The following is a 25911-nucleotide window of genomic DNA, read 5'->3' on the forward strand; positions in this document are numbered from 1 at the left end:
CCCGGGCAGGGTCCCGGGACGGGAGCCTCGGTGGGGACAGGCCTCGCAGCCCCGACGAACGGAGTCCAGGGAGGGGCGGGGTGGGGAAGCGCACAGGGACGTAGCGCGAGGCAGTTGTAGGATGACTGGGCAACAGGGCAAACCGAGAGGAACGCGCATGGCGCTGCAGGCCGCGGGCCGACAGTCACTGGTGGACACGGTCGTCGACCAGCTCCGTACGCAGCTCACCGAAGGCGAGTGGGCCGTCGGCGACCGCATCCCGACCGAGCACACCCTCGCCGAGCAGCTCGGCGTCGGCCGCAACACGGTCCGCGAGGCCGTCCGCGTCCTGGTGCACGCGGGCCTGCTCGAGTCCCGGCAGGGCAACGGCACGTTCGTACGGTCCGCCGCCGACCCCTCCGCCGTACTGCGCGGCATGCGCCACGCGGGCGCCCTGGAGGTCACCGAGGTCCGCGTCGCCCTGGAGGCCGAGGCCGCCAGGCTGGCCGCCGAGCGCCGGGACACCCACGACCTGCTGCGGCTGCGCGCCGCCCTCGACACGCTGCACGAGGAGGGGGACCGGAACGCGGACGCGGACATGGCCTTCCACCTGGCCGTCGTCGAGGCCACGCACAACACCGCGTTCATCGAGGTCTACCGCTTCTTCTCGGTGCAGGTGCACGAGGTGCTCGTGCACGCGCTCGGCGACCGGGACATGCCGCCCGTCGACATCTCCGCGCACGAGGCCCTCGTCGACGCCGTCGAGGCCGGCGACCCGGTCGCGGCCGACGCCGCCGTGCGCGCACTCCTGAAGGTGCCCATCGACGCACTCCGGCAGCTCGGCGTGCGCTGACCCCGCCCCGCGCACATCCCCTGACCCCGCACACGTACGGGCCCGTACAGCCGTACGCCCGAGAAAGGTGCCCTCTTTTGTCACGCCCCGACACAGCACCGGCCGACACCGCGCCGACCGGCACCGCGCCCGCCGACGCAGAAAAGTTCCTTCTGGACGCCGAGGCCGACGTCCGCCCCTCTCCCCAAGGGCGCGCCGCGCGGCGGGAGTTGCTGGCGCATCCCGTGGTGCTGCTCGTCGGGATCGTGCTCGCCTCGCTCAACATGCGGGCCGCGCTCGCCAGCGTCTCGCCGCTGGTCGGCGAGATCAGCGAGGCGTTCGGGCTCTCCTCCACGGCGAGCAGCCTCGTGACCTCGGTGCCGGTGCTCTTCCTCGGCGTCGGCGCGCTCGTGGCGCCCTGGCTCGCCCGGCGCTTCGGCACTGAACTGGTGCTGTTCTGCGCCCTGTTGCTGCTCGGAATCGGCATCCTCGTACGGGTCCTGCCGTCCGTGGGCGCCCTGTACGGCGGCGGCGTCCTCGTCGGCACCGCGATAGCCCTGCTCAACGTGTTGATGCCGGGCCTGATCAAGCGGGACTTCCCGGACCGCGCCGCGTCCATGACGTCCGTCTACACCGGCGCGATGATCGCCGGCGCCACCGTCGTCGCGGCGGCCTCCGTGCCGCTGGAGAAGGCCTTCGGCGACAGCTGGGAGGCCTCGCTCGCGTTCTGGTCGCTGCTCGCCGCGGTCGCGGCCGTGGCCTGGCTGCCCCAGGTGCTCATCGCTCGCGGCCGCACCGGTCACGAGGTCCGGAAGGCCGCCCCGGCGGGACGGCCGGCGCGCAGCGTGTGGCGCTCTTCGCTGGCCTGGCAGGTCACGCTCTTCATGGGCCTGCAGTCGCTCTGGTCGTACGTCCTGATCGCCTGGATGCCGACGATCTTCACGGACCACGGGATGAGCCGCGCCACGGCCGGCGTGATCTTCGCGTTCAACAACCTGATCCAGGTCGCGGGCGCGTTCGGCGTTCCGCTGCTCGCCGGCCGGATGCGCAGCCAGCGGCCGCTGGTCGCCCTGGTGACGGCGTTGGTCGCGGCCGGGTACGCGGGTCTGATGGTCGCGCCGGTGTCGGGCGCCTGGCTGTGGTCGGCGGTCCTCGGCATCGGGCAGGGCGGTGCGGTGGGGCTAGCCCTGACGCTGATCGTGCTGCGCTCGGGCGATGCGATGGCCGCAGCCCGGCTCTCCGGGATGGCGCAGACGGTGGGCTATCTCCTCGCCGCCGCGGGCCCGTTGGCGGTCGGCGCCGTGTACCAGGCGACGGGCAGCTGGACCGTGCCGATCTGCCTCGTCCTCGGGGTCTGCGCGGCGGCCCTCGTCGTCGGACTGCTCGCCGCCCGGGACCGTACGGTCTGAGCCCGTCCATACGACGAAAACGGCCACTACGCGCGCGTGGTGGCCGTTTTCGCGTTCCTGTACGGGTGGTGGCGCGGGCCCGAAAACCCGCACTGCACAGGGAGTTACTCCTCCCCGGCCAGCGTCAGTGTGCGCAGCTTCTGGCCCGCGTACCAGGTCGCGAGGACCGTCACGCCGGTCAACAGGGCCACGGCGAGCGGCAGTCCGACGTCGGAGCTGACCAGGTCGCCGCGCGCGACGCGTTCCGCCACCGCGAGGGACCACTGCTGCACGCTCAGCGTCCGCGCGCCCTCGACCAGGGAGCCGAACAGCGTCTCCCAGACCAGGGCGTAGACCAGGCCGAAGACCACGGCGTGCTTGCTGACCGTGCCGAGCAGCAGGAACAGCGCCGCGTACGCGATGGAGGCGACGAGGGCCGCGACGGTGTACGCGATCGCCACCTGCTGGCCGTTGCCGTTGAGGATCAGCCCGGCGACGAACGTGGGAATCGCCGAGAACGCCATGGTCACGGCGATGGCGACGATCAGCTTGGTGACGATGATCGTGGGGCGCTTGATCGGCTTGGAGAGGAGATAGACGACCGAGCCGTCGTCGATCTCCGGGCCGATGGCGCCGGTGCCCGCGATCACGCCGATCAGCGGGACCATCGTGGCGAGCGCGAAGCCGCCGAGGACGTCCGCGGCGACCTGGTCGTCGACTCCGGTGAACCCACGTACCAGAGAGGCGATGACGATCAGCAGGACCGGAAGTGAGAAAAGGATGAGAGCACGGCGGCGGCCGAGCAGCGCCCGGTAGGTGAGCCGGGCGACGGTGGGGTCATACATGTCGGGGGCTCCCTTCAGGCCGCGACGAGGTACGAGAAGACCGACTCCAGGGACTCGTCCGAGGGCGAGACCGTGAGGAGGCGGATGCCGTGCTCCTTGGCGACGCGCGGCAGGAGCTGGGTGAACCGGCCGAAGTCGACCGCCTGGATCAACAACGCGCCCTCCGCGCGGTCGACTTCGATGCCCGCCGTGGACGGGTCGGCGATCAGCGCGGCGGCAAGCGCCCGGTCGTCGTCGGAGCGCACCAAGTAGCGGTGCGGGCGGTCCGTCATCAGGCGGCGGATGCGCCGGAAGTCGCCGCTCGCGGCGTGCCGGCCCGCGACGATCACCTCGATGTGGGAGGCGAGTTGCTCGACCTCCTCCAGGATGTGCGAGGAGAACAGGACCGTCCGGCCGTCCGCGCCCATGCGCCGCAGCAGGTCCATGAGGTGCATGCGCTGGCGCGGGTCCATGCCGTTGAAGGGCTCGTCGAGCAGCAGCACCGCCGGATCGTGCACAAGAGCGGAGGCCATTTTCACGCGCTGGCGCATGCCCTTGGAGTACGTGGAGATCTTGCGGTCCTGCGCGTACTCCATCTCGACCGTGGCGAGGGCCCTTTGGGCCGCCTTCTTGCCGAGGCCGTGCAACTCGGCGTTGGCGACGACGAATTCGCGGCCCGTGAGGAAGTCGTACATCGCTTCCCTCTCGGGGACGATGCCGATCTCCTGGTAGATCTCCTCGTTGCGCCAGATCGGGCGGTCGTCGAGCGTGACCGTGCCCGTGGAGGGGGCGAGGAAGCCGCCCATCATGTTGATGAGCGTGGACTTTCCGGCGCCGTTGGGACCGAGCAGGCCGGTCACGCCGGGGCCGATGCTCATGGTGATGTCGTTGACCGCGACGACGTTCCCGAACCAGCGGGAAGCATGGCTGATGTGGATCGTGGTCACAGCCCGACCTTTCGGTAGCGGCGCATCAGGGCTGCGTACGAGCCCGCGATCAGCGCGAGGACGACCAGGAGATAGACAGCGCCGGTACCTGTACCGGGTCCGTGGCCGCCGGGGAACGCGGAGGTCGCCCCGAGGAACGCGGTCTGCACGCCGTCGATCAGGGTGATCGGCGAGAACAGGCCGAGCCACGGGACCGCGCCCGTCGAGCCCTGCACGTCGGCGATGGCCTGCACGGTGGAGACCGCCCCGTACGAGATGGTCAGGACGGCGATGACGGCGGCGACGCCGAAGCCGCGCCGGGGCGTCAACGCGGCCACGACCAGGCCGAGTCCGGCGAAGAGCAGCGAGAGGAGCGCCACGGAGACCAACCCCTGTGCGAACCCCTTGGTCTGGTCCGCGAAGTCCATCTTGGCGAGCAGGGAGCCCAGGTAGAGCACGATCAGCGGCGAGGCGGTGAGCACGAACAGGGCCGAGGCCATCGCCGCGAACTTCGCCGCCACGTAGTCGCCGCGCTCGATCGGGCGGGAGAAGTACAGCGGCACCGTCCGGAAACGCAGGTCCCGGGAGACCGACTGCGGGGCCTGCGCGGCGAGGAAGAGGCCGATGACGGCCTGCGTGGTGATGGCGTACCGCGTGTAGTCGAGCGGCAGGTCCGTCATCTTGGTCTGTACGGCGACGGCCACGACGATCGCCGCCGGCACGCACATCACGGCGAACAGGATCACCGGCAGCACCTTGGACTTGGCGCTGCGGCCGAGACCGTACGCGCCGCGCAGGGACTGCGAGTAGAGGCTGCGGCGGGCGTAGGCGCGGCCGAGCCGGGGGCCGTCGTACGACCGGTACCCGATGTTGTGGATCCGGGTCTGCGCCCCGTCCGGGCGCCGCGTCTCAGCTGCCGTCACGGCCGTCTCCTCGCTCTGCCGCCGTCTTCAACAGGGCCTGGTTCTGGGCCTGTCGGGGCACGGGTTGCTGCTGCTCGTCGGTGCGGAACACCTCGGCGATGTGGTGCCTGCGCTGTTCCATCCGGACCAGGCCGAGGCCGAGTTCGGCGACGGTGTCGCGCACCACGTCGTACGTCTCCTCGCCGGCCGCCTCCAGGAGGAGTACGTGTCCTGCGCCGGGCAGACCGTCCTCCACGCGCGCGTGGAGCGTGATTCCGCGCTCCTGGAGGCGGGCGCGCAGCACGGCGGTGCCGTCAGGGTGCTCGTCCGTGTCGGTGACCTCGACGGCGAGCGTCGCCATGGTCTGGGTGAAGTCGCTGGTGGAGCTGGAGCGGAGCAGCGCTCCGCCGTCGATGACGACGACGTGGTCGCAGGTGCGCTCCAGCTCGCCGAGCAGGTGCGAGGTGACGAGCACCGAGATGCCGAAGTCGGTGTGGACGCGGCGGATCAGGCCGAGCATCTCGTCCCTGCCGACCGGGTCGAGGCCGTTGGTCGGCTCGTCCAGGAACACCAACTGCGGGTCGTGGACCAGGGCTTGGGCCAGTTTCACGCGCTGCTTCATGCCGGTCGAGTAGCCGCCGATCGGCCGGTAGCGCTCCTCGTAGAGGCCCACGTGGCGCAGGGTGTCGGCGGTGCGCTCGCGGGCCGCGGTGGGCGGCAGGCCGGACATCCGGGCCATGTGCACCACGAACTCGGTGGCGGACACGTCGGGCGGCAGGCAGTCGTGCTCCGGCATGTACCCGACGCGCTCGCGGATGTCGCCGCCGTGCGTCGCCACGTCGAGTCCGAGCACCTGGGCGCGGCCCTCGGTGGCGGGGGAGAGGCCGAGCAGGATCTTGATCAGGGTGGACTTGCCGGCTCCGTTGGCCCCCACGAGCCCGGTCACACCCGGGCCGATGTCCACGGAGAGCCGGTCGAGCGCGGTCACCCGGGGGAACCGCTTGCTGAGGCTTTCGGTCGCGATCACAGTCACGTTCTCGACGGTAGTGGCGTGCACCACAGCGGTCGTCACCCCAGACGACTGCTTCCGTGTGCGACTCCAGGCGTACGGACCCGTAGGGGTCGTAGCGCTCAGGTACCCCCCGAGGGAGTTATCCACAGGGCCGCCGCACACCCCTTGACGTAGCCGTCAGGCATTGTCACATTCATCAGTGTCACGTTACGGACGCGTAGCGCAGCAAGGCGGGATTCGGCGGGACCTCACGGGACGGACGGTGGCATGACCTCAGCGGTGGACACTGAACTCGCGGCCGAGCTGCGGGGGTTCAGGGAAGTGCAGGCCCTCAGCTATGCCTGCGCGGAGGCGGTCGCGGCGCGGCTCGAACCGGGTGTGACGGAGCGCGAGGCGGCGCGGATGCAGCGGGAGTGGCTGCGCGAGCGCGGGGTGCGTGACTGGTTCCACCTGCCCTTCGCCTGGTTCGGGGACCGCACGGCGTTCGCCGGGTTCAAGATCCCGCTGCAGTTCTTCCCGACCAACCGGAAGCTGGAGCCGGGGATGCCCTTCATCCTCGACATGGCCCCGGTGCACAAGGGCTTCACGGCGGACATCGGGTACTCGGGCAGCCTCGGCCCGAACCGGGTGCAGGAACGGCTGATGGCGGACCTGGAGGAGCACCGCGAGCTGATCCTGCGCGAGGTCCGCGAGCGCCGTTCGCTGCGCGAGATCTACGAGGACGTGGAGCAGCTCATGAACCGCCAGGGGTACGCGAACCGCCACCGCGCCTACCCCTTCGGCGTGATCGCGCACAAGGTCGACCGGGTGAAGCAGAGCCGCTTCTCGCCGAACGTCTTCGGGTTCGGCACGCAGGCGCTCAAGGGCCTGGCGAGCGACGCGGTGCACGGCCACCGGGACGGCTGGTCCCCGCTGTGGAGTCCGTACAAGTTCTCCGACCATCCGCCGCAGCCCGGTCTGTGGGCGGTCGAGCCGCACCTCGGCTTCCGGGGCACGGGCGCGAAGTTCGAGGAGATCCTGGTCGTCACGGACTCCAAGGACCCGCAGGAGAGCGCGTTCTGGCTGGACGACGACCTTCCGCATGTGCGGCGCTGGGCGGAGGCGAAGGCACTGTGAGCGCGCGGGGCGAGCGGAGCGGTCAGGGCCGCGCGGGCGGCAAGGGACAGGGCGAGCAGCCGGACGAGCCGCACAAGGGCGAGCGGCGCAAGGGCGAGCGGGATCGAAAGGGCGAAGTCCGAATGAGCGGTGGACTGTTGAAGGACGCGCGCGAGCGCTGGGTCCGTACGGGCGGGGTGGAGCTCTGCGTCGCCGAGCTGGGCGACGCGGCGCAGCCGACGGTCCTGCTCGTGCACGGGTACCCGGACTCCAAGGAAGTGTGGTCCGAGGTGGCGACGCGCCTCGCGGACCGCTTCCACGTGGTCCTGTACGACATCCGGGGCCACGGCAGGTCGACGGCGCCGGTGCCGCTGCGCGGCGGCTTCACCCTGGAGAAGCTGACGGACGACTTCCTGGCGGTGGCCGACGCGGTCAGCCCGGACCGCCCGGTGCACGTGGTCGGGCACGACTGGGGCTCGGTGCAGTCCTGGGAGTTCGTGACGGTCAAGCGCACGGAGGGGCGGATCGCCTCCTTCACCTCCATGTCGGGCCCGTCCCTCGACCACTTCGGCCACTGGATCAAGAAGCGCATGGTCCGCCCGACCCCGCGCCGGGTCGGCCAACTCCTCGGCCAGGGCGCCAAGTCCTGGTACGTGTACATGCTGCACACCCCGGCCCTGCCCGAGATGGCCTGGCGCGGTCCGCTCGGCGCCCGCTGGCCGAAGCTGCTGCAGCGCTTCGAGGGCGTCCCGGCGGACGGGTACCCGACCTCGTCGCTGCCCTCGGACGCGGCCACCGGCGCCTGGCTGTACCGCGACAACGTCCGCGCCCGGCTGAGCAGGCCCCGCGCGGACGCGTACGCGCACGCGCCGGTGCAGCTGATCACCCCGCTCGGCGACGCTTTCCTCTCCCCGCGGCTCTACGACGAACTGGAGCTGTGGGTCCCCCAGTTGACGCGTCGTACGCTGCCGGCCAAGCACTGGGTGCCGCGCACCCGGCCCGACCAACTGGCTGCCTGGGTAACGGACTTCGTGACCGCCAACGAGGGACTCCAGGACCTCGGGTGCGCGGCCGCGCAGGAAGCCGCCGCCGCCACCCGCAGCGCGGCGCCCACGGGCAGGTACGCGGACCGCTTCGCCGGCCAGCTGGTCCTGGTCACCGGCGCGGCCAGCGGCATCGGCCGCGCCACGGCCTTCGCGTTCGCGGAGGCGGGCGCCCGCGTCGTCGCGGTGGACCGGGACGCGGAGGGCGTGGCGCGCACGGCCGAGCTGGCGGCCCTCGTCGGTGCCCCGGCCGCCTGGGGCGAGACGGTGGACGTCTCGGACGAGCAGGCCATGGAGAAGCTCGCCGAGAAGGTCGCCAGGGAGTACGGCGTGGTGGACGTCCTGGTGAACAACGCCGGGATCGGCCTGTCCGGCTCGTTCTTCGACACGACGGTGGACGACTGGAAGAAGGTCCTCGACGTCAACCTGTGGGGCGTCATCCACGGCTGCCGGATCTTCGGCAAGCAGATGGCCGACCGCGGCCAGGGCGGTCACATCGTCAACACGGCTTCGGCCGCGGCCTTCCAGCCGTCCAAGGCGCTGCCGGCGTACAGCACGTCGAAGGCCGCGGTGCTGATGCTCAGCGAGTGTCTGCGCGCCGAGCTGGCCGGGCAGGGCATCGGCGTTTCGGCGATCTGCCCCGGCCTGGTCAACACCAACATCACGGCCACGGCGCGGTTCGCGGGGGTGGACGCGGAGGAGGAGAAGCGCCGCCAGCAGCGCAGCTCGCGCCTGTACGGGCTGCGGAACTACCCGCCGGAGAAGGTCGCCGGCGCGGTGCTCGACGCGGTGGTCAGGAATCGGGCGGTCGTCCCGGTGACACCGGAGGCGCGCGGCGCCCACGCCCTGTCCCGCTTCGCCCCGAAGGCGCTGCGGAGGCTGGCCAGGATGGAGCCGCCGCTGTAGCCGGTCGCGCGTCAGGTGGACTGTCGGCCCCTGCAGCCGAGTTGGGCCGCGGGGGCCGGGCAGCGGAGAGTGGTGCCCGCGCGGCCGCACCCGGAGCGGCGGACGCACCGAGAAGCGGAGGTGGCAGGGAAAGTGCAGCCTGCAGTCGAGTACCGGATCGAGGACCTGGCACACCACAGCGGCGCCACGGTCCGTACGATCCGCGCCTATCAGGACCGCGGCCTGCTGCCCCGCCCGGAGCGGCGCGGCCGGTCCAACGTGTACACGGACGCGCATCTGGCCCGGCTGCGCCAGATCGCCGACCTCCTGGACCGGGGCTTCACCCTGGCCTCGATAAAGGAACTCCTGGAGGCCTGGGACGCGGGCCGCGGCCTCGGCGGCGTACTCGGCCTCGTGGCGGAAGTGGACGGCCCGTGGACGGACGAGGAGGCGGGCCGTATCACGCGCGCCGAGCTCGACCAGTGCTTCGGCGGCACGCCTGACGAGGCGGCGGTGGAGGACGCCATCGAGCTCGGTGTCCTGGAGCGAATCCCGGGCAGGGACGACGAGTTCCTGGTGCCGAGCCCTCAAGAGCTCGCTGTGGCAGTGGAGTTGCACGCGGCGGGTGTGCCGCTGATCGCAATCTCCGGCCATTTGCGGGAGTTGCGCATCCATGTCGAGTTCATCGCGTCCAGATTCCTGGACTTCACGACCGAGCACGTCTTCGCCCGCTACATCGGCGGACACCTGCCGCCGACGGACGACGAAGCGGCGGAAGCGGCCGAGCTCGTACGCCGCCTGCGCCCGCTGGCCCAGCAGACGGTGGACGCCGAACTCGCCCGCGCCATGCGGCTGTTCGCCACGCGTCACCTCAGAGAACAGCTCGGCGGCACACCATCCACGACTCCTCTGTACGAGGCGTCCCCGGTGGCACTGCCCGCGACCACAATTCAGGCCGTGCAGCAGCTGGTTGGCGCGGAGAACATCGCGGCGTTCGTCTCGGCGGCCGCCGAACGGGAAGTGCAGTCCCGGAAGTTGGATCAGTTGACATCAACCACCGCACAGACCGCAGAAATTGGCGAACTACCGTAATCCACCGGCCTGTTGTCCACAGAACTCCCAACTGGCCTGTGGATAACCGGGGTTGGCTGTGGATCATGCATTCCGACGGTAAAGAGTTGGAGAACTTATCGACGCTCCGGGCACCCTGGGAACATGAACGACCGACCCACCGACGGCCCCACCGAAAGACCCACCGATCGCCCTACCGATCAACCCACCGTCAGACATACCGACCAGCGCACCGACCGACGCATCGTGAAGGTCTCGAAGTACCTCTCCAAACACCTCCGGCACGAGCCGGGCCGGATCGGCCTCACGCTCGACACGGCCGGCTGGACGGAGATCGACGCGCTCCTCGAAGCCGCCGCCACGCACGGCTTCCCGATCACCCGCGACGAGCTGGACGAGGCCGTCGCCACCAGCGACAAGCAGCGGTTCGCGATCGACGGCGCCCGGATCCGCGCCAACCAGGGCCATTCGGTGGACGTGGACCTGGACCTGCCCGCGGCGACGCCGACCACATATCTCTTCCACGGCACCGTCGCCGCGAACCTGGCGGCGATCCGGCGCGAGGGCCTGCGGCCCATGAACCGGCACGACGTCCACCTCTCGCCCGACCGCGAGACCGCGACCCGCGTGGGCGCCCGCCGAGGCAGGCCCATCGTGCTCAGCGTGGACGCACCGGCCATGCACGCCGACGGCCACACCTTCCGCCTCAGCGCCAACGGCGTCTGGCTCACCCAGGCCGTGCCCCCGCGCTACCTGCGGCTGCCGAACTGAACGACACCCGCCGCCGCCCCGCTCAGGCCCGGCCGCACGATCAAAGCTGCCCGACCGCCTCCGACGCGATCCGCTCGAAGAGCTTCTCGTCCGCCGCGAAGTCCGAGTCGGGGATCGGCCAGTGCACGACGATCTCCGTGAAACCCAGCTCCGCGTGCCGTCCCGCGAAGTCCACGAACCCGTCGAAGGAGTCGATCGGCCGCCGCCCACGCCGGTTCACCGGGTGGAAGTCCGGCGTGAACCCGGTGAGCAGCACCTTGTCGAGCTCCGTGACATCCCGGCCGGACTCGGCGCACGCCTTGGAAAGACCGTCGAGCTGACCGCGCAGCGCCGCGTACGACTCCTCGGGGGAGCCCTCCTCGTACAGCTTCGGGTTGCCCGTCGTCACCCACGCCTGGCCGTGGCGGGCGGCGAGGCGCAGGCCGCGCGGGCCGGTCGCGGCGACCGCGAACGGCAGCCGCTCGCGCTGCACGCAGCCGGGCAGGTTGCGGGCCTCGGTCGCGTCGTAGAAGTCGCCCGCGTACGTGACGTCGGCGGGCTCGCGAAGCAGCCGGTCGAGGAGCGCGACGAACTCGGCGAAGCGGTCGGCCCGCTCCCGCGGAGACCACGGCTCCGCGTCCGGCCTGCGCAGCGTGGTCGCGTCGAACCCGGTGCCGCCGGCGCCGATGCCGAGCGTGATCCGGCCCTCCGAGATGTCGTCGAGGGTGATCAACTCCTTGGCGAGAGTGACCGGATGGCGGAAGTTCGGCGAGGTCACGAGGGTGCCGAGGCGCAGCCGCGAGGTGGCGGCCGCGGCGGCGGTCAGCGTGGGCACGGCCCCGAACCAGGGCCCGTCGCGGAAGCTGCGCCAGGACAGGTGGTCGTACGTGTACGCCGCGTGCAGACCGAGTTCCTCGGCCCGCTGCCAGCGCGCCCGACCGCCGTCGCTCCAGCGGTGGATGGGCAGGATCACGGTGCTCAGACGCAGCGGAGAGGTCATGGCGCCAGCCTACGGTCCGGCCCCGAGCCTTTCCCCCGGAAAACGGCTGCCCGGCTCCCACGGAGAACGGCCACCCGGCTCTCCCGGAGAACGACCACCCAACTCTCCCGGGAGAACGACCGCCCGACGGCCCGCCCCTCGCCCCGCACGGCGCCACCCGCCCCGGCCGCCCGCACACCGGCCCGCCCTCCTCGCGTCTGCGCTCGCCCGTACTCAAATGTGCACCCAGCCCCCCGGACGTGCGGCATATGCGGAAGAATGCGGGCGTGACCTCGACGCGAACGGACGACCTCGACCCCGCCCCCGCTCCCACCCCCGATCACCGCATCCGGCTGATCGCCACGGACCTGGACGGCACCCTGCTGCGCGACGACAAGTCGGTGTCCCCGCGCACCGTCGCCGCCCTCGCGGCCGCCGAGGAAGCCGGGATCGAGGTCTTCTTCGTCACCGGCCGCCCGGCCCGCTGGATGGACGTCGTCAGCGACCACGTCCACGGCCACGGCCTCGCGATCTGCGGAAACGGCGCCGCCGTCGTCGACCTGCACGGCGGCGCGGGCGCGCACAGCTTCGTCAAGATCCGCGCCATCGAGCGAACGGCGGCCCTGGACGTCGTCGCCCTGCTGCGCGCAGCCGCGCCCGGCACGTCCTTCGCCGTGGAGCGCACCGGCGGCATCGGCCACGAGCTCGCCTACCCGCCGCTCCACCTCGACCCGGCGGTCACCATCGCCCCCGTCGAGAAGCTGCTCGCCGAGCACTCCGACCGGGCCGACGAGCCGGTCCTGAAGATCCTCGCCCACCACGGCGAGCTGACCCCCGACGCGTTCCTCGCCCTGGCCCGTACGGCCATCGGAAGCGCCGCCAACGTCACCCGCTCCAGCCCCACCGCGCTCCTGGAGATCAGCGCCGCCGGCGTCTCCAAGGCGAGCACCCTCGCCCTGTGCTGCGCCGAGCGCGGCATCGCCCCGGACGAGGTGGTGGCCTTCGGCGACATGCCGAACGACGTCGAGATGCTCGCCTGGGCCGGCACGTCGTACGCGATGGGGAACGCCCACCCGGACGTCGTCGCCGCCGCCTCCGGCCGCACCGTCGCCAACAACGACGACGGCGTCGCGGTGGTCATCGAGCGGATCCTGGCGCAGCGCACCGGCGCCTAAACGTTTCAGCACACGGCCCCCCGGCCGCGCCCGTCACAGCTCCCCCCCCCCCCCCCCGCTGCAGCTCCATTCCCCGCTACAGCTCAACTCCCCGCTCCGCCAGCCACGTTCGCGGGTCCACGCCCGAGCCGTAGTGGGGAGTGAGCCGTACCTCGAAGTGCAGATGCGGGCCGGTCGAGTTGCCGGTCGTGCCCGCCTGCCCGAGCCACTGGCCGGTGCGGACCCGCTCGCCCTGGTCGACGGTGACGGCCGCGAGATGCGCGTACTGCGTGTAGTAGCCGCCCGCGTGCTTCACCACGACCTCGATGCCGAAGCCCTGGCCGCACGTGACCCGCACGACCTCGCCCGCGCCGGCCGCCCGCACCGGCGCCCCGATGCCCACCGCGAAGTCCTGGCCGGTGTGCCGGCTCGCCCAGCGCTCGCCGGAACCACCGAATCCGGCGGAGAGCTCGTACTTCTCCACCGGCGCCACCCACTCCCGCCCCGCCGTGTCCGCGGCCGGTTCGTCCAGGCGTACGGCGCCCCGGCAGCGGCCGGCCGTGACCTGCCGGTCGGCCTCGCTCTGCAGCGTCCACTGGGCCTGCTCCAGCTTCCGCTCGATGTCGGCCTTGAGCGTCGCCAGCTCGGCCTTACGCACGTCGAGGCCGCGCCAGGCGGCCTGCGCCCGCTGCTGCCCGCTGTCCAGGGCGCGGGCGGTCCGCTGCGTCCTGCCGATCGCGTTGTTCATCGCCAGATCCGCCTTCCACAAGGCCCGCTGACTGCGCATCAGGGCGTCCGGATCGTCGGCGAGGAGCAGCTGCGCGGTGTACGAGATGTCGCCGCCGGTGCGGTACTGGTTGCGCGCGATCCGCCCCAAGTCCTCGCGCAGCAGCTCCAGTCGACGGCGCTCGCGGTCCACCAGGCGCTCCATCTTGCGGGCCTTGGCGCGCTGCTCGTCGGCGGCCCGGCGGCCCGCTTCGTACTGCTCGGTGGCCTTCGCGGCCTCCTCGAACAGCCGCGCCACCTCGGCGCTTGCGCTCGGCCCGTCCGATGCGGTGGCGGGCGGGGCCCCTGCCGCGTTCAGCCCGAGGAGCGCGCACAACGCAAGCGCCGTCGGCAGCCGCAACCACGTGCACGGCCACTGCTTGCACCGCCACTGCGGCAGTGACCGATGCATCCTTCGGCGAGAACGAGAGCGCATGCCCGGATCGTCACCCCGCACCCGGCGCGGCGCGTGTAAGAGGCGTGCGAGCGGGTGGACCTGTGCCCCGTACAGGCCATACGGACTCTGCCGGACGGGGCACGGCGGCGCGGGACACGTCCAGGCGCAGTGCGGGACGCGTCCGGGCGGCCCGGGACACGTCCGACCGTCAGCGGCCCGACGCCTGGTCACTCAGTGCGGCGCCTGCCAGACCACGGTCGTCCCGCCGCGAATCCGCTTCCCGTGGCTGTCCTCATCCTCGTACGCATCCTCGTACGCATCCTCGTACGCATCCTCGTACGCATCCTCGTACGCGTCGTTCCCGAGGCCCGGCCCGTACCAGCTGTCGCCGCCCAGGGACTCGGCGCGGCGCTTGAGGTTCTTCAGGCCGCTGCGGCGGCCGCCCGCGGGGATGCCTACGCCGTCGTCGGCCACCGTGAGCCGTACGCCGGGAGTGCCGTCCGGAAGCGTCACCTCCGCGTCGACCACGACCTCGATCCGGGAGGCCTGCGCATGCCGGAACGCGTTGGACAGGGCCTCGCGCAGGGCCGCGATCAGGTTCTTGCCGGTGACCTCGCCGACCAGCGAGTCGACCGGGCCGAGGAAGCGGTGCGCGGGCTTGAAGCCGAGCGGCACGGCGGCCATGTTGATCTCCCGGAGCACCCGCGTCCGCAGCCCCGAGGGCGCCTCGGCCGGGCCCTGCTGGAGCGCGAAGATCGCCGTACGGATCTCCTGGATCGTCACGTCCAGCTCGTCCACCGCCTTGCCGACGCCGACCTGCACCTCGGGCACCACGGAACGGCGCTGCGCGCTCTCCAGCATCATGCCCGTCGCGAACAGCCGCTGGATCACGAGATCGTGCAGGTCACGGGCGATCCGGTCGCGGTCCTCGAAGACCGCGAGGCGCTCCCGGTCGCGCTGCGCCTCGGCCATGATCAGGGCGAGCGCGGCCTGCGCGGCGAACTGTCCGGCGAGGGTCTTCTCGGCCTCGGTGAACTTCGGTGCGCCGGGCGAGCGCGGCGTGGCCAGGGCGCCGAGCACCCGGCCGCCGCTGTGCAGAGGCAGCAGCATGCTCGGCCCGTACTCCTTGGCCAGTTCGGTGATCATGCGCGGGTCGGCGGCCGCGTCCTCCACGAACACCGGCTCCCCGGCGAGCAGGTGGTCCACCGCGGGCGACTCCGGCGGGATCACCACGCCGAGCGGTCGCAGCGGCAGCTCGGTCGCCACAGCGACGATCTCCAGACCACCCTCGTCCGCGGGCAGCAGTACGAGGCCGGCCTCCGAGTCGGCGAGACGGCGGGCCTGTTCGGCGACCACGGTGAGCGCCTCGTCCGCGTCGGCCCCGGAAAGCAGCGCCGTGGTGACGGCCACCGAGCCGTCGATCCACCGCTCGCGCTGCCGGGTCGCCTCGTACAGGCGGGAGTTGCCGATCTGGATGCCGGCCTCGGTCGCGAGGACCTTCACCATGTGCAGGTCGTAGACGCTGAACGTGCCGTCGCCGCCCTGCTTCTCGGTCAGATACAGGTTGCCGAACACCTCGTCGCCGACCCGGATCGGGACGCCGAGGAACGTCCGCATCGGCGGGTGGTTCGGCGGAAAGCCGACCGAGCGCGAGTCAGCGGTCAGATCGTCGAGGCGCAGCGAGACCGGGTCCTGGATGAGCGCCCCGAGGATTCCGCTGCGCCCGTCCGGCAGCTCCCCGATCTGCTCCCGCTCCTCCTGCGTGACGCCGTACGTGACGAAGTCGGAGAGCCCGTCGCCCTGGTCGTTGATCACGCCGATCGCGGCGTACCTGGCGCCGGTGAGGCTGGCCGCGGTCTCCGCGATCCGGTCGAGCGTGGAGTGCAGGTCGAGCCCGCTGCCCACGGACACCATCGCCTCGAGCAACTGCGGCAACCGCGCCGCCAACTCCTCGGGCAGCCCCTGCAGACTCCGCGCGGCAAGCTCGGCAGCAGCAGACCCGGAATCCACCCGCTCGGGAAAGGAGGCCGGAGGGGTCGGAGAAGGCGGAGGGGGTGGGTCTTGGGGGGCTGCGGGGGCGGCTGACATGCACTTGAGAGTAGTAAGTCCTATTTGCCAAGGAAAGTCGGGTACGGACCCGTTCGGGAAAGTCCTGCGGACCGCTTTCGGGGCCCACGGCCTGAGCCCACGGCCTGAGCCCAGATCTCGCCACGACCGCAGGGAAGGGCAGGGAAGGGCAGGGAAGGGAAGGGAAGGGAAGGGGCGGGTCAGGGGAACAACCCCGCGCCCGACAACGTCTCCCCTTCCCGTTCCCGTTCCAGCATCCGCGCCAGCGGACCCCCCACGAGCCCCGCCAACTCCGCGTACCCCCCGCGCTGCACAACCCGCCCCCCGTCCAGAACGATCACCTCGTCCACCGCGTCCAGCCCGGCGAGCCGATGCGTGATCAGCAGCGTCGTCCGCCCCTCGGTCGCGTCGAGGAGGTCGGCGGTCAGGGCGTCCGCGGTCTCCAGGTCGAGGTGCTCGGCGGGCTCGTCCAGTACGAGGACGGGGAAGTCGGCAAGCAACGCCCGCGCCAGGGCGAGCCGCTGCCGCTGCCCCCCGGAGAGCCGCGCGCCGTGCTCGCCGACCAGCGTGTCCAGGCCCTGCGGCAGCGAGTCGACCCAGTCCAGGAGCCGCGCCCCCGCCAACGCACCGCGCAGCGCGCCCTCGTCGGCGTCCGTGCGCGCCAGCCTGAGGTTCTCCCGGATCGAACTGTCGAAGATGTGGGCGTCCTGCGCGCACAGGCCGACTACCCGCCGCACCACGTCCCCGTCGAGCGCGTCCGCGTCCGTCCCGCCCAGGCGGTACGTCCCCGCCTCCGCGTCCAGGAACCGCAGCAGCACCTGCGCGAGGGTCGTCTTGCCCGAGCCCGAGGGCCCGACGACGGCGACGCGACGGCCCCGCTCCAGCGTCAGGTCCACGTCGACGAGCGCCTCCCGGTCCTGCCCCGGGTGCCGCGCCCGCACCCCCGCCACCTGCAGGGGGAAGGGGTCGGCGGGGGCCTCCCCGCCGACCGCACCGGGGGCCTCCCGTACCGGCTCCGCCGCATCCAGCACCTCGTACACCCGCTCCGCGCTCTTCCGTACCCGCTGCCGGAACTGCACGGCGAGCGGCAGCCCCGTGACCGCCTCGAACGCGGCGAGCGGTGTGAGGACGACGACGGCGAGGGCCACCCCGTCAAGGCGTCCGTCGCGGACGCCGCCCACGCCGACGAGCGCGGCGGCCGCCACGGTCAGCCCGCAGGCGAGCGCCGAGAGTCCCGCGCCGAGCGCGGTGGCCGTGGCCGCCCGCGAGGCGATCCCGGTCAGCTCCTTGTCGGCCTCCCGCGCCAGCGTCGTACGGGCCCGCAGCGCGCCCGCGACGGTCAACTCGGCGGTCCCGGTGAGCAGATCGGCCACGCGGGTGGCGAGCACTCCGCGCGCCGGGGCGAGCCGGCGCTCCGCCCGGCGGGCCAGCGCACCGCTCAGCAGCGGCACCCCCGCCCCGGCCACGAGCAGTCCGACGGCGAGCAGCACGCCCGCCTCCGGAAGCAGCCAGCCGGTGAAGCCGACCGCCCCGAGGGAGACGACGACGGCCGTGCCGACGGGCAGCAGCCACCGCAGCCAGTAGTCCTGCAGCGCGTCCACGTCGCCGACGAGCCGGGCGAGGAGATCGCCGCGCCGCGACTGCCGGAGCCCGGCGGGGGCGAGCCGTTCCAGGCGGCGGTAGACGGCGACCCGGGCGTCGGCCAGCATCCGCAGCACCGCGTCATGCGTGACCAGGCGCTCCGCGTACCGGAAGACCGCCCGGCCGAGGCCGAACGCGCGCGTCGCGGTGACCGCCACCATCAGGTACAGCACGGGCGGCTGTTCGGAGGCGCGGGAGATCAGCCACCCGGACGTCGCCATCAGGCCGACGGCGCTGCCGAGGGCGAGGCTGCCGAGCAACAGCCCGAGCAGCAGCCGCCCACGCCGCTCCCCGGCCATCGCCCGCACCCGTGCAAGGACCCGCCCCGCAGGCTGAGCCCCGGCGGCCGGGGGCGCGGGCACAGCGGCCGGCGCGTACTCGTCCCCGGGCGCAGAGCCGACGACCACATCGGCCTCAGCAGCCTCACGGGCCTCAGCAACCTCCGCGCGACCCGCATCGGAAACGGCACGACGACCCGCAACCGCACCACCCTTGGCGGAGGCCCCCGCAACCGCCGGCGGCTCCTCGATCCGCACCACCCGATCCGCCACGGCAAGCAGCGCCGGCCGATGCACGACAAGCAGCACGGTCCGCCCGACCGCGAGTCGCCGCACAGCGTCCACGACTTCGGCCTCGGTCTCACCGTCGAGCGCCGCGGTGGGCTCGTCGAGCAGCAGTACGGGCCGGTCGGCGAGGAACGCCCTGGCGAGCGCGAGGCGTTGCCGCTGTCCCGCAGAGAGTCCGGCCCCGTCCTCGCCCAGCTCGGTCCGCGCACCGGCGGGCAGCGCCTCGACGAACCCGAGGGCGCCCGCGTCCCGCAGCGCCTCCCGGACCTCGTCGTCGCTCGCCCCGGCCCTGGCCAGCCGTACGTTCTCGGCGATCGTCCCGGCGTAGAGGTGCGGGCGCTGCGGGACCCAGGCGATGCGCTCGCGCCAGGCGTCGAGCGAGACGGTGGCGAGATCGGTGCCGCCTACGGTGACCCGCCCCTCGTCGGGCCGTACGAAGCCCAACAGCACGTTCAGGAGCGTGGACTTGCCGGCGCCGCTGGGGCCGACGAGCGCGACCGTCTCGCCCTGTTCCACGTGAAACATCGCGCCCTCGACGGCCGCACGGTCCCGCCCCGGGTACCGGACCGTCACGCCCTCGAAGCGCACTTCACCGGTCGGCGCGAGCCCGTCACCCGAGGCCGGCGGCTCGGTCTCCAGTACGTCGAAGATCTCCTCCGCGGCCGCGAGCCCCTCGGCGGCCGCGTGGTACTGCGCGCCCACCTGCCGCAGCGGGAGATACGCCTCGGGCGCGAGGACGAGCACCACGAGCCCGATGTAGAGATCCATGTCGCCGTGCACGAGCCGCATGCCGATCGTCACGGCGACCAGCGCCACCGAGAGCGTCGCGAGGAGCTCCAGGGCGAAGGAGGAGAGGAAGGCGATCCGCAGCGTGCGCATCGTCGCCTGCCGGTACTCACCGGTGATCCGCCGGATCGACTCGGCCTGCGCCTTGGCCCGGCCGAACACCTTCAGCGTCGGCAGTCCGGCGACCACGTCCAGGAAGTGCCCGGAGAGCCGGGAGAGCAGCCGCCACTGACGGTCCATCCGGGCCTGGGTCGCCCAGCCGATCAGGATCATGAAGATCGGGATGAGCGGCAGCGTCACCACGATGATCGCGGCCGACACCCAGTCCTCGGTGACGATCCGCGCGAGCACCGCCACCGGCACCACGATCGCGAGGCCCAACTGCGGGAGGTAGCGCGCGAAGTAGTCGTCGAGCGCGTCCACCCCACGCGTCGCGAGCGCGACGAGCGAGCCGGTCCGCTGCCCGCTCAGCCAGCCGGGGCCGAGCGCCCCGGCACGTTCCAGGAGCCGCCCGCGCAGCTCCGACTTCACCGCGGCGCTCGCCCGGTGCGCGGCGAGTTCGGTGAGCCAGCCGACGAGGCCCCGGCCGAGCGCGACGGCCGCGAGCAGCAGCAGTGGGGTGACCAACTCGGCTGCGTCGAGCCCCTGTTGGAAGCCCCCCACCACCACTTCGGCGATGAGCATCGCCTGGGCGACGACCAGGCCCGCCCCGGCGAGCCCGAGGACCACCACCGCGATCAGGAACAGACGAGTGGCTCGGGCGTACCGGAGCAGGCGCGGGTCGATCGGTTTCACGTGAAACAGCCCCAACTAGTACCGGCTAGTACCGACTAGTGCGCATCGGCGGCGATGTGCTGCGTACCGATCCGCTTGCGGAACACCCAGTAGGTCCAGCCCTGGTAGAGCAGCACCACCGGAGTGGCGATGCCCGCGAGCCAGGTCATGATCTTCAGGGTGTACGGAGTCGACGAGGCGTTGGAGACCGTGAGGCTCCACGCCGGGTCGAGGGTCGACGGCATGACGTTCGGGAAGAGCGTCAGGAACAGCATCGCAACCGCAGCGGCGATCGTGACCCCGGAGAGCGCGAACGACCAGCCCTCGCGCCCGATCTTCACAGCCCCGACCGCCCCGACGAGCGCGACCGCGGCGACGATCATCGCGACCAGACTCGTCCCGTCGCCCTTGTCGGCCTGCGTCCAGACCAGGAAGCCGAGCGCGAGCACCGCCGTGACGAGCCCGAGCCCGAGCGCCAGCTTCCGCGCCCGCATCCGGATGTCGCCCAGGGTCTTGAGCGCCGCGAACACCGTGCCGTGGAAGGTGAAGAGCGACAGCGTGACGAGCCCGCCCAGGATCGCGTACGGGTTGAGCAGATCCCAGAAGTCGCCCACGTACTCCATCTCGCGGTCGATCTTCACCCCGCGCGCGATGTTGGCGAAGGCCACACCCCAGAGGAACGCCGGGAGGAGCGAGGTCCAGAAGATCGCGTGCTCCCAGTTGGTCTGCCAGCGGTCCTCGGTCCGCTTGTGGCGGTACTCGAAGGCCACGCCGCGGATGATCAGGCAGATCAGGATCACGAGCAGCGGCAGATAGAAGCCGGAGAACAGCGTCGCGTACCACTCCGGGAAGGCCGCGAAGGTCGCGCCGCCCGCGGTGAGCAGCCACACCTCGTTGCCGTCCCAGACGGGACCGATGGTGTTGATGAGAACCCGGCGCTCCTTGCGGTCGCGCGCGAGCAGCTTGGTCAGGATCCCGACCCCGAAGTCGAAGCCCTCCAGGAAGAAGTAGCCGATCCAGAGGACCGCGATCAGTACGAACCAGACGTCGTGAAGTTCCATGCCTCAGCAGCTCCTCAGGCTCAGTACGAGAAGGCCATGGGCCGGTCGGCGTCGCGGTCGTCGCCGCCGATCTTGGTGGGCGGGTTGAGGTCCGCCTCCGAGAGCTCGGGCGGGCCGGCCTTGACGTACTTGATGATCAGCTTGACCTCGATCACGGCGAGCACCGCGTAGAGCAGCGTGTAGACGGCGAGCGAGGTGATGACCTCTCCCTGGGAGACGCCGGGGGAGACGGCGGCGGAGGTCTTGAGGACGCCGAAGACCACCCACGGCTGTCGGCCCATCTCCGTGAAGATCCAGCCCCAGGAGTTGGCGATCAGCGGGAAGAGCATGGTCCACAGCGCCACGAGCCAGTACCACCGGGTGAACTTCGGGCTCAGGGCCTTCTTGAAGAGCACCAGATGCGGCACTTCGTCCTCACCCACCCGCATCGACTGCGGCAGCAGGAACTTCTTCCGCGTCAGCCAGAGCCCGAGCACACCGATGCCGAGCGAGGCCATGCCGAAGCCGATCATCCAGCGGAAGCCCCAGTAGGCGACGGGGATGTTCGGGCGGTAGTCACCGGGCCCGTACTCCTCCTGCATCTCCTCGTTGAGGTCGTTGATGCCGGGGACGTGCTCGTCGAAGTTGTTGTGCGCGAGGAACGACAGCAGACCCGGGATCTCTATGGCGACCTTGTTGTGCCCCTGCGCGACGTCTCCGTACGCGAAGATCGAGAACGGCGCGGAGTCCTCGCCGTCCCACAGCGCCTCGGCGGCCGCCATCTTCATCGGCTGCTGCTCGAACATGATCTTGCCGAGCACATCGCCGCTGACGGCGGTGAGCAGTCCGCTGATGGTGACGGTGACGAGCCCGAGCCGCAGCGAGGTCTTCATGACCCGCACGTGCTTCTTGCGCGCCAGGTGGAACGCGGCGATGCCCGCCATGAACGCGCCGCCGACCAGGAAGGCCGCGGTCAGCGTGTGGAACATCTGCGCCAGGGCGGTGTTCTGCGTCAACACGGCCCCGAAGTCGGTCAGTTCGGCGCGGCCGCGCTCCTCGTTGATCCGGTAGCCCACCGGGTGCTGCATCCAGGAGTTGGCCGCCAGGATGAAGTACGCGGAGAGGATCGTGCCGATGGAGACCATCCAGATGGTCGCCAGGTGCAGCTTCTTCGGGAGCTTGTCCCAGCCGAAGATCCACAGGCCGATGAAGGTGGACTCGAAGAAGAAGGCGATGAGGGCTTCGAAGGCGAGCGGGGCCCCGAAGATGTCACCGACGAACCGCGAGTAGTCGGACCAGTTCATGCCGAACTGGAACTCCTGCAGGATGCCGGTCACGACACCCATCGCGATGTTGATCAGGAAGAGCTTGCCCCAGAACTTCGTGGCCTTGAGGTACTTCTCCTTCTCGGTCCGCACCCAAGCGGTCTGCAGGCCGGCGACGAGCGCGGCGAGCGAGATCGTGAGCGGTACGAAGAGGAAGTGGTAGACGGTCGTGATGCCGAACTGCCATCGCGCCAGGGTTTCCGGCGCCAGAGCCAGGTCCACGTCGTCACTCTCCTTACGTCGCCGTGGTCACAGCGGCAGTCTGCCCTTAGGAACCCGTACATCACGGGATCAATCAGGCGCGCTTGTGAACGCGTTCACATTCACAAGCATTATGTCGTACCGGTTCTGGCGTCTCACTCGGGGGTCCCCTTACTCGCGGTCGCACCGGGAAGCCGCCGCCCGCCCCTTCCCAAGGGCTTCAACATATTGTTGAATCCGCGGCATGCAGATCCGAATCACCTGGCCCGCCGGACACCTGACCGCGACGCTCGAGGACACCCCGACCGCCCAGGCGCTCCACAAGGCGCTGCCGCTCTCCGCCACCGCCAACACCTGGGGCGAGGAGGTCTACTTCGACACCGGCATCAGCGTCGACCGCGAGGCCGACGCCCAACAGGTCGTCGAGCCCGGCACCGTCGCCTTCTGGACCGACGGCGACGCCCTCGCCCTGCCGTACGGCCCGACCCCGATCTCCCGCGGCGACGAGTGCCGCCTCGCCAGCCCCTGCAACCTGCTCGGCTCGCTCGACGGCGACCCCCGCAAGCTCGCCACGGTCCGCAGCGGCGACCCGATCCGGGTGGAACTGGTCGCCGACTGACGGACCGCAGGACAGACCGCAGGGCGGACCGCAGGACGGCCGGCGGGCGTGAGGGGGCCCGCGTACCGCTAGAGCTCCTTGCGGAAGGCCTCCGCCGTGTGCAGGAAGATGTCGTTGGCCTCGGTCTCGCCGATCGTGGCCCGCATGCCCTCGCCCGCGAACGGCCGCACGACCACACCGGCCTTCTCGCAGGCCGCCGCGAAGTCGAGCGTACGGTCCCCCAGGCGCAGCCAGACGAAGTTGGCCTGGGTCTCGGGGACCGTCCAGCCCTGCTTCCGCAGGCCCTCGACCACGCGCGTGCGCTCGCAGACCAACGAGCCGACGCGGCCCAGGAGTTCGTCCTCCGCGCGCAGCGAGGCGACCGCCGCGTCCTGCGCCAGCTGGCTCACGCCGAACGGCACCGCCGTCTTGCGCAGCGCCGCCGCCACCGGCTCATGGGCGACCGCGAAGCCGACCCGCAGCCCCGCCAGGCCGTACGCCTTGGAGAAGGTGCGCAGCACGCAGACGTTGGGCCGCTCGCGGTAGAGCTCGATGCCGTCCGGGACGTCCGTGTCGCGGATGAACTCGCGGTACGCCTCGTCCAGGACCACCAGGACGTTGCTCGGCACCCGGTCCAGGAACCGCTCGAGCTCGGCCCGGCGCACCACCGTGCCCGTCGGGTTGTTGGGGTTGCAGACGAAGATCAGGCGCGTGCGGTCCGTGATCGCGTCCGCCATCGCGTCGAGGTCGTGCACCTCCCCCGACGTCAGCGGCACGCGCACCGAGGTCGCCCCGCTGATCTGCGTGATGATCGGGTACGCCTCGAAGGAGCGCCAGGCGTAGATCACCTCGTCCCCCGGGCCGCTCGTGGCCTGCAGCAGCTGCTGCGCGACGCCGACCGAGCCGGTGCCCGTGGCCAGGTGCGAGAGGGGGACGCCGAAGCGGTCCGCCAGCTCGTTCATCAGGCCCGTGCACGCCATGTCCGGGTAGCGGTTGAAGGTGTCGGCCGCCGCCGTCACCTGCTCCATCACGCCGGGGAGCGGCGGATAGGGGTTCTCGTTCGAGGACAGCTTGTACGCCACCGGGCCGCCGGCCGCGGCGGGCTTGCCCGGCTTGTACGTCGGGATGCCGTCCAGCTCGGCACGCAGCCTCGGGGTCTTCTCGCTCACTGCAGGTCCTCCTCGTACCGCCCGGGTTCGAATACTGCTCACCCTATGAGGATTCGGCGTTTCTGCGAATGCCCTGTGGACAACCCACCCCTGCCCTGTGGACAACGGAGGCATCGGCGCGCAGGGAGGGGGGAGCGCTCCCCGAGATGCCGTGCGCCGGTGGCTTGCGCCGTGGCGCGCGTCCCCCGTGAAGGTGAGTTGAGACCTCTTCGAGACCTGCGGTAGGCACCAGGCAGGCGGGCACATGCAAGGCACGGACTACGCTGGAATCCCCCAACTCCCTTGAATTCCAAGGCATTTGATGGTCTTTCACCATGCAGAAACGTGCCTGTCAACGCGTGAATATGCAGTCACGACGACCACCCTCATGAGCCCTACTATCGGCTCGCCATGACAGCAGCAGGGAAGCACCAGGTGAGCCGGGCACAGACTCGGGGCAACCGGCAGGGCCGGGCGGGCATCCGGGACGTGGCCGCCGCTGCCGGCGTCTCCATCACGACCGTCTCCGACGCGCTCAACGGCAAGGGCCGGCTCCCCGACGCCACCCGCCAACACGTCCGCGAGGTCGCCGACCGGCTGGGCTACCGCCCGTCCGCCGCGGCCCGAACCCTCCGTACCGGCAAGTCGGGCCTCATCGGCCTGACCGTGACGACGTACGGGGATGAACCTTTCACCTTCACCGAGTTCGCGTACTTCGCGGAGATGGCCAGAGCCGCCACGTCCGCGGCGCTCGACCGGGGATACGCCCTGGTCATCCTGCCCGCCACCTCCCGCCACGACGTCTGGTCGAACGTCGCCCTCGACGGCACCGTCGTCATCGACCCCTCCGACAAGGACCCGGTCGTCAGCGAACTCGTCCGGCAGGGCGTGCCCGTGGTGTCCGACGGCCGCCCGGCGGGCTCGCTCCCGGTGACCGCGTGGGTGGACAACGACCACGAGGCCGCCGTGCTCGGCATCCTCGACCACCTCGCCGCCGCCGGCGCCCGCCGCATCGGCCTGCTCACCGGCACCACCACGGACACGTACACCCGGCTCTCCACCACCGCCTATCTGCGCTGGTGCCGCCGGATCGGCCAGGACCCGGTGGTCGAGTCCTACCCCGCGCACGACCCCTGCGCCGGGGCCGTCGCCGCCGACCGGCTGCTCGCCCGCCCGGACCGGCCCGACGCGGTCTACGGACTCTTCGACCCCAACGGCACCGACCTGCTCGCCGCCGCCCGGCGGTACGGGCTTCGCGTGCCGGACGACCTGCTGCTCGTCTGCTGCAGCGAGTCCACGGTCTACGCCAACACGGAACCGCCCATCACCACGCTCTCGCTCAAGCCGCGGCGGATCGGCACAGCCGTCGTCCAGCTGCTGATCGACGCCATCGAGAGCGTCGAGACCAACCAGCCCATCGAGCAGGTGATACCGACGGAGCTGATCGTGCGGACCTCGTCGCTGCGGCGGCCGCCCCGTACGACGGTCAGCCCGCCGCGCCCTTCGGGGCAGGGATAGCCCTCCCGGCAGAAACGATCGCAACGGCGCCTCGCCGGAACGGAATCGGAACGGAGAGCGAAGCCCTTCGGAACGGATGGAGGCGCTTCCCGGAACGGACGGCGACGCCTCGCGGGACGAGGAAATGTGTTTCTCGGGGCGAGGACGAGCGATCTCCGGCCGAAGCAGGGAAGAAGAGTTGCCCTCAATTCGGGAGAAAACCCCGGTCAACCCCGGGTTCAGGCCGATTCAACACCCCTGGTGCA

The 25911-nt window shown here is 71.3% G+C and carries 20 protein-coding genes; 9 read left to right on the forward strand and 11 right to left on the reverse strand.

Annotated features, from left to right (window positions below):
* Positions 1–157 precede the first annotated feature (157 nt).
* Positions 158–832: a FadR/GntR family transcriptional regulator gene (locus tag QIS96_RS02515; RefSeq protein WP_282540649.1), complete on the forward strand. Its 675-nt coding sequence runs from the start codon at positions 158–160 to the stop codon at positions 830–832.
* A 152-nt stretch (positions 833–984) separates the two neighbouring features.
* Positions 985–2220: a CynX/NimT family MFS transporter gene (locus tag QIS96_RS02520; protein ID WP_282540847.1), complete on the forward strand. Its 1236-nt coding sequence runs from the start codon at positions 985–987 to the stop codon at positions 2218–2220.
* Positions 2221–2324: 104 nt separating this feature from the next.
* Here QIS96_RS02520 and QIS96_RS02525 read toward each other — a convergent pair whose 3' ends face one another.
* From QIS96_RS02525 to QIS96_RS02540, 4 genes are read right to left on the reverse strand one after another with little or no spacing between them, the layout of a single operon-like run.
* Positions 2325–3044: an ABC transporter permease gene (locus QIS96_RS02525; RefSeq protein ID WP_282540650.1), complete on the reverse strand. Its 720-nt coding sequence runs from the start codon at positions 3042–3044 to the stop codon at positions 2325–2327.
* Positions 3045–3058: 14 nt separating this feature from the next.
* The gene (locus tag QIS96_RS02530; RefSeq protein ID WP_282540651.1) at positions 3059–3970 is read right to left on the reverse strand and encodes an ABC transporter ATP-binding protein; all 912 of its coding nucleotides are present in this window, start codon (positions 3968–3970) and stop codon (positions 3059–3061) included.
* On the reverse strand, positions 3967–4872 hold the full coding sequence (locus QIS96_RS02535) for an ABC transporter permease subunit (RefSeq protein WP_282540652.1): 906 nt from the start codon (positions 4870–4872) through the stop codon (positions 3967–3969). Before QIS96_RS02535 ends, QIS96_RS02530 begins: the two co-directional genes overlap by 4 nt.
* Positions 4859–5884 (reverse strand): ABC transporter ATP-binding protein, encoded by a 1026-nt coding sequence (locus QIS96_RS02540; RefSeq protein ID WP_282540653.1) that lies wholly within the window; start codon positions 5882–5884, stop codon positions 4859–4861. The genes QIS96_RS02535 and QIS96_RS02540 overlap by 14 nt, the downstream gene beginning before the upstream one ends.
* A 246-nt stretch (positions 5885–6130) precedes the next feature.
* On the opposite strand from QIS96_RS02540, the gene QIS96_RS02545 reads away from it, so the two are divergent.
* From QIS96_RS02545 to QIS96_RS02560, 4 genes are all read left to right on the forward strand, one after another.
* Positions 6131–6979 carry a M24 family metallopeptidase gene (locus QIS96_RS02545; RefSeq protein WP_282540654.1) on the forward strand — a complete coding sequence of 283 codons (849 nt, stop codon included), beginning with the start codon at positions 6131–6133 and terminating at the stop codon, positions 6977–6979.
* Between the two features lie 122 nt (positions 6980–7101).
* Entirely contained in the window at positions 7102–8907 is a 1806-nt protein-coding gene (locus tag QIS96_RS02550; RefSeq protein WP_282540848.1) for an SDR family oxidoreductase, read from the forward strand.
* A gap of 132 nt (positions 8908–9039) precedes the next feature.
* A complete protein-coding gene (locus QIS96_RS02555; RefSeq protein ID WP_282540655.1) occupies positions 9040–9978 on the forward strand; it encodes a MerR family transcriptional regulator in 939 nt (312 codons plus the stop codon).
* 123 nt (positions 9979–10101) lie between these two features.
* Complete coding sequence (locus QIS96_RS02560) at positions 10102–10728, forward strand: RNA 2'-phosphotransferase (RefSeq protein WP_282540656.1); 627 nt, start codon at positions 10102–10104, stop codon at positions 10726–10728.
* A 40-nt stretch (positions 10729–10768) separates the two neighbouring features.
* Here QIS96_RS02560 and QIS96_RS02565 read toward each other — a convergent pair whose 3' ends face one another.
* Positions 10769–11707, reverse strand: a complete 939-nt coding sequence (locus QIS96_RS02565) for an LLM class flavin-dependent oxidoreductase (protein WP_282540657.1) — start codon at positions 11705–11707, stop codon at positions 10769–10771.
* 248 nt (positions 11708–11955) lie between these two features.
* On the opposite strand from QIS96_RS02565, the gene QIS96_RS02570 reads away from it, so the two are divergent.
* The gene (locus QIS96_RS02570; RefSeq protein ID WP_408907106.1) at positions 11956–12861 is read left to right on the forward strand and encodes a Cof-type HAD-IIB family hydrolase; all 906 of its coding nucleotides are present in this window, start codon (positions 11956–11958) and stop codon (positions 12859–12861) included.
* 76 nt (positions 12862–12937) lie between these two features.
* On the opposite strand, the gene QIS96_RS02575 is transcribed toward QIS96_RS02570, so the two are convergent.
* The 5 genes from QIS96_RS02575 to QIS96_RS02595 all read right to left on the reverse strand — a co-directional run bounded on the left by QIS96_RS02575 (position 12938) and on the right by QIS96_RS02595 (position 22423).
* Positions 12938–14041, reverse strand: a complete 1104-nt coding sequence (locus QIS96_RS02575) for a M23 family metallopeptidase (protein ID WP_282540658.1) — start codon at positions 14039–14041, stop codon at positions 12938–12940.
* A gap of 192 nt (positions 14042–14233) precedes the next feature.
* Complete coding sequence (locus tag QIS96_RS02580) at positions 14234–16090, reverse strand: GAF domain-containing sensor histidine kinase (RefSeq protein WP_408907107.1); 1857 nt, start codon at positions 16088–16090, stop codon at positions 14234–14236.
* Positions 16091–16269: 179 nt separating this feature from the next.
* A complete protein-coding gene (cydD, locus tag QIS96_RS02585) occupies positions 16270–19857 on the reverse strand; it encodes a thiol reductant ABC exporter subunit CydD (protein ID WP_282540659.1) in 3588 nt (1195 codons plus the stop codon).
* A 35-nt stretch (positions 19858–19892) separates the two neighbouring features.
* Positions 19893–20897, reverse strand: a complete 1005-nt coding sequence (cydB, locus tag QIS96_RS02590; RefSeq protein ID WP_282540660.1) for a cytochrome d ubiquinol oxidase subunit II — start codon at positions 20895–20897, stop codon at positions 19893–19895.
* 20 nt (positions 20898–20917) lie between these two features.
* On the reverse strand, positions 20918–22423 hold the full coding sequence (locus QIS96_RS02595) for a cytochrome ubiquinol oxidase subunit I (protein WP_282540661.1): 1506 nt from the start codon (positions 22421–22423) through the stop codon (positions 20918–20920).
* A 223-nt stretch (positions 22424–22646) separates the two neighbouring features.
* On the opposite strand from QIS96_RS02595, the gene QIS96_RS02600 reads away from it, so the two are divergent.
* Positions 22647–23021 (forward strand): cyclophilin-like fold protein, encoded by a 375-nt coding sequence (locus QIS96_RS02600; protein WP_282540662.1) that lies wholly within the window; start codon positions 22647–22649, stop codon positions 23019–23021.
* A 68-nt stretch (positions 23022–23089) separates the two neighbouring features.
* Here QIS96_RS02600 and hisC read toward each other — a convergent pair whose 3' ends face one another.
* The gene (gene hisC / locus QIS96_RS02605) at positions 23090–24169 is read right to left on the reverse strand and encodes a histidinol-phosphate transaminase (RefSeq protein WP_282540663.1); all 1080 of its coding nucleotides are present in this window, start codon (positions 24167–24169) and stop codon (positions 23090–23092) included.
* A gap of 390 nt (positions 24170–24559) precedes the next feature.
* Between hisC and QIS96_RS02610 the strand changes: the two genes are divergently transcribed.
* Positions 24560–25666, forward strand: coding sequence for a LacI family DNA-binding transcriptional regulator (locus tag QIS96_RS02610; protein WP_282540664.1), 1107 nt, complete (start codon positions 24560–24562; stop codon positions 25664–25666).
* Positions 25667–25911 lie beyond the last annotated feature (245 nt).

It is taken from the genome of Streptomyces cavernicola, assembly GCF_029968035.1.
Taxonomy (GTDB): domain Bacteria; phylum Actinomycetota; class Actinomycetes; order Streptomycetales; family Streptomycetaceae; genus Streptomyces; species Streptomyces cavernicola.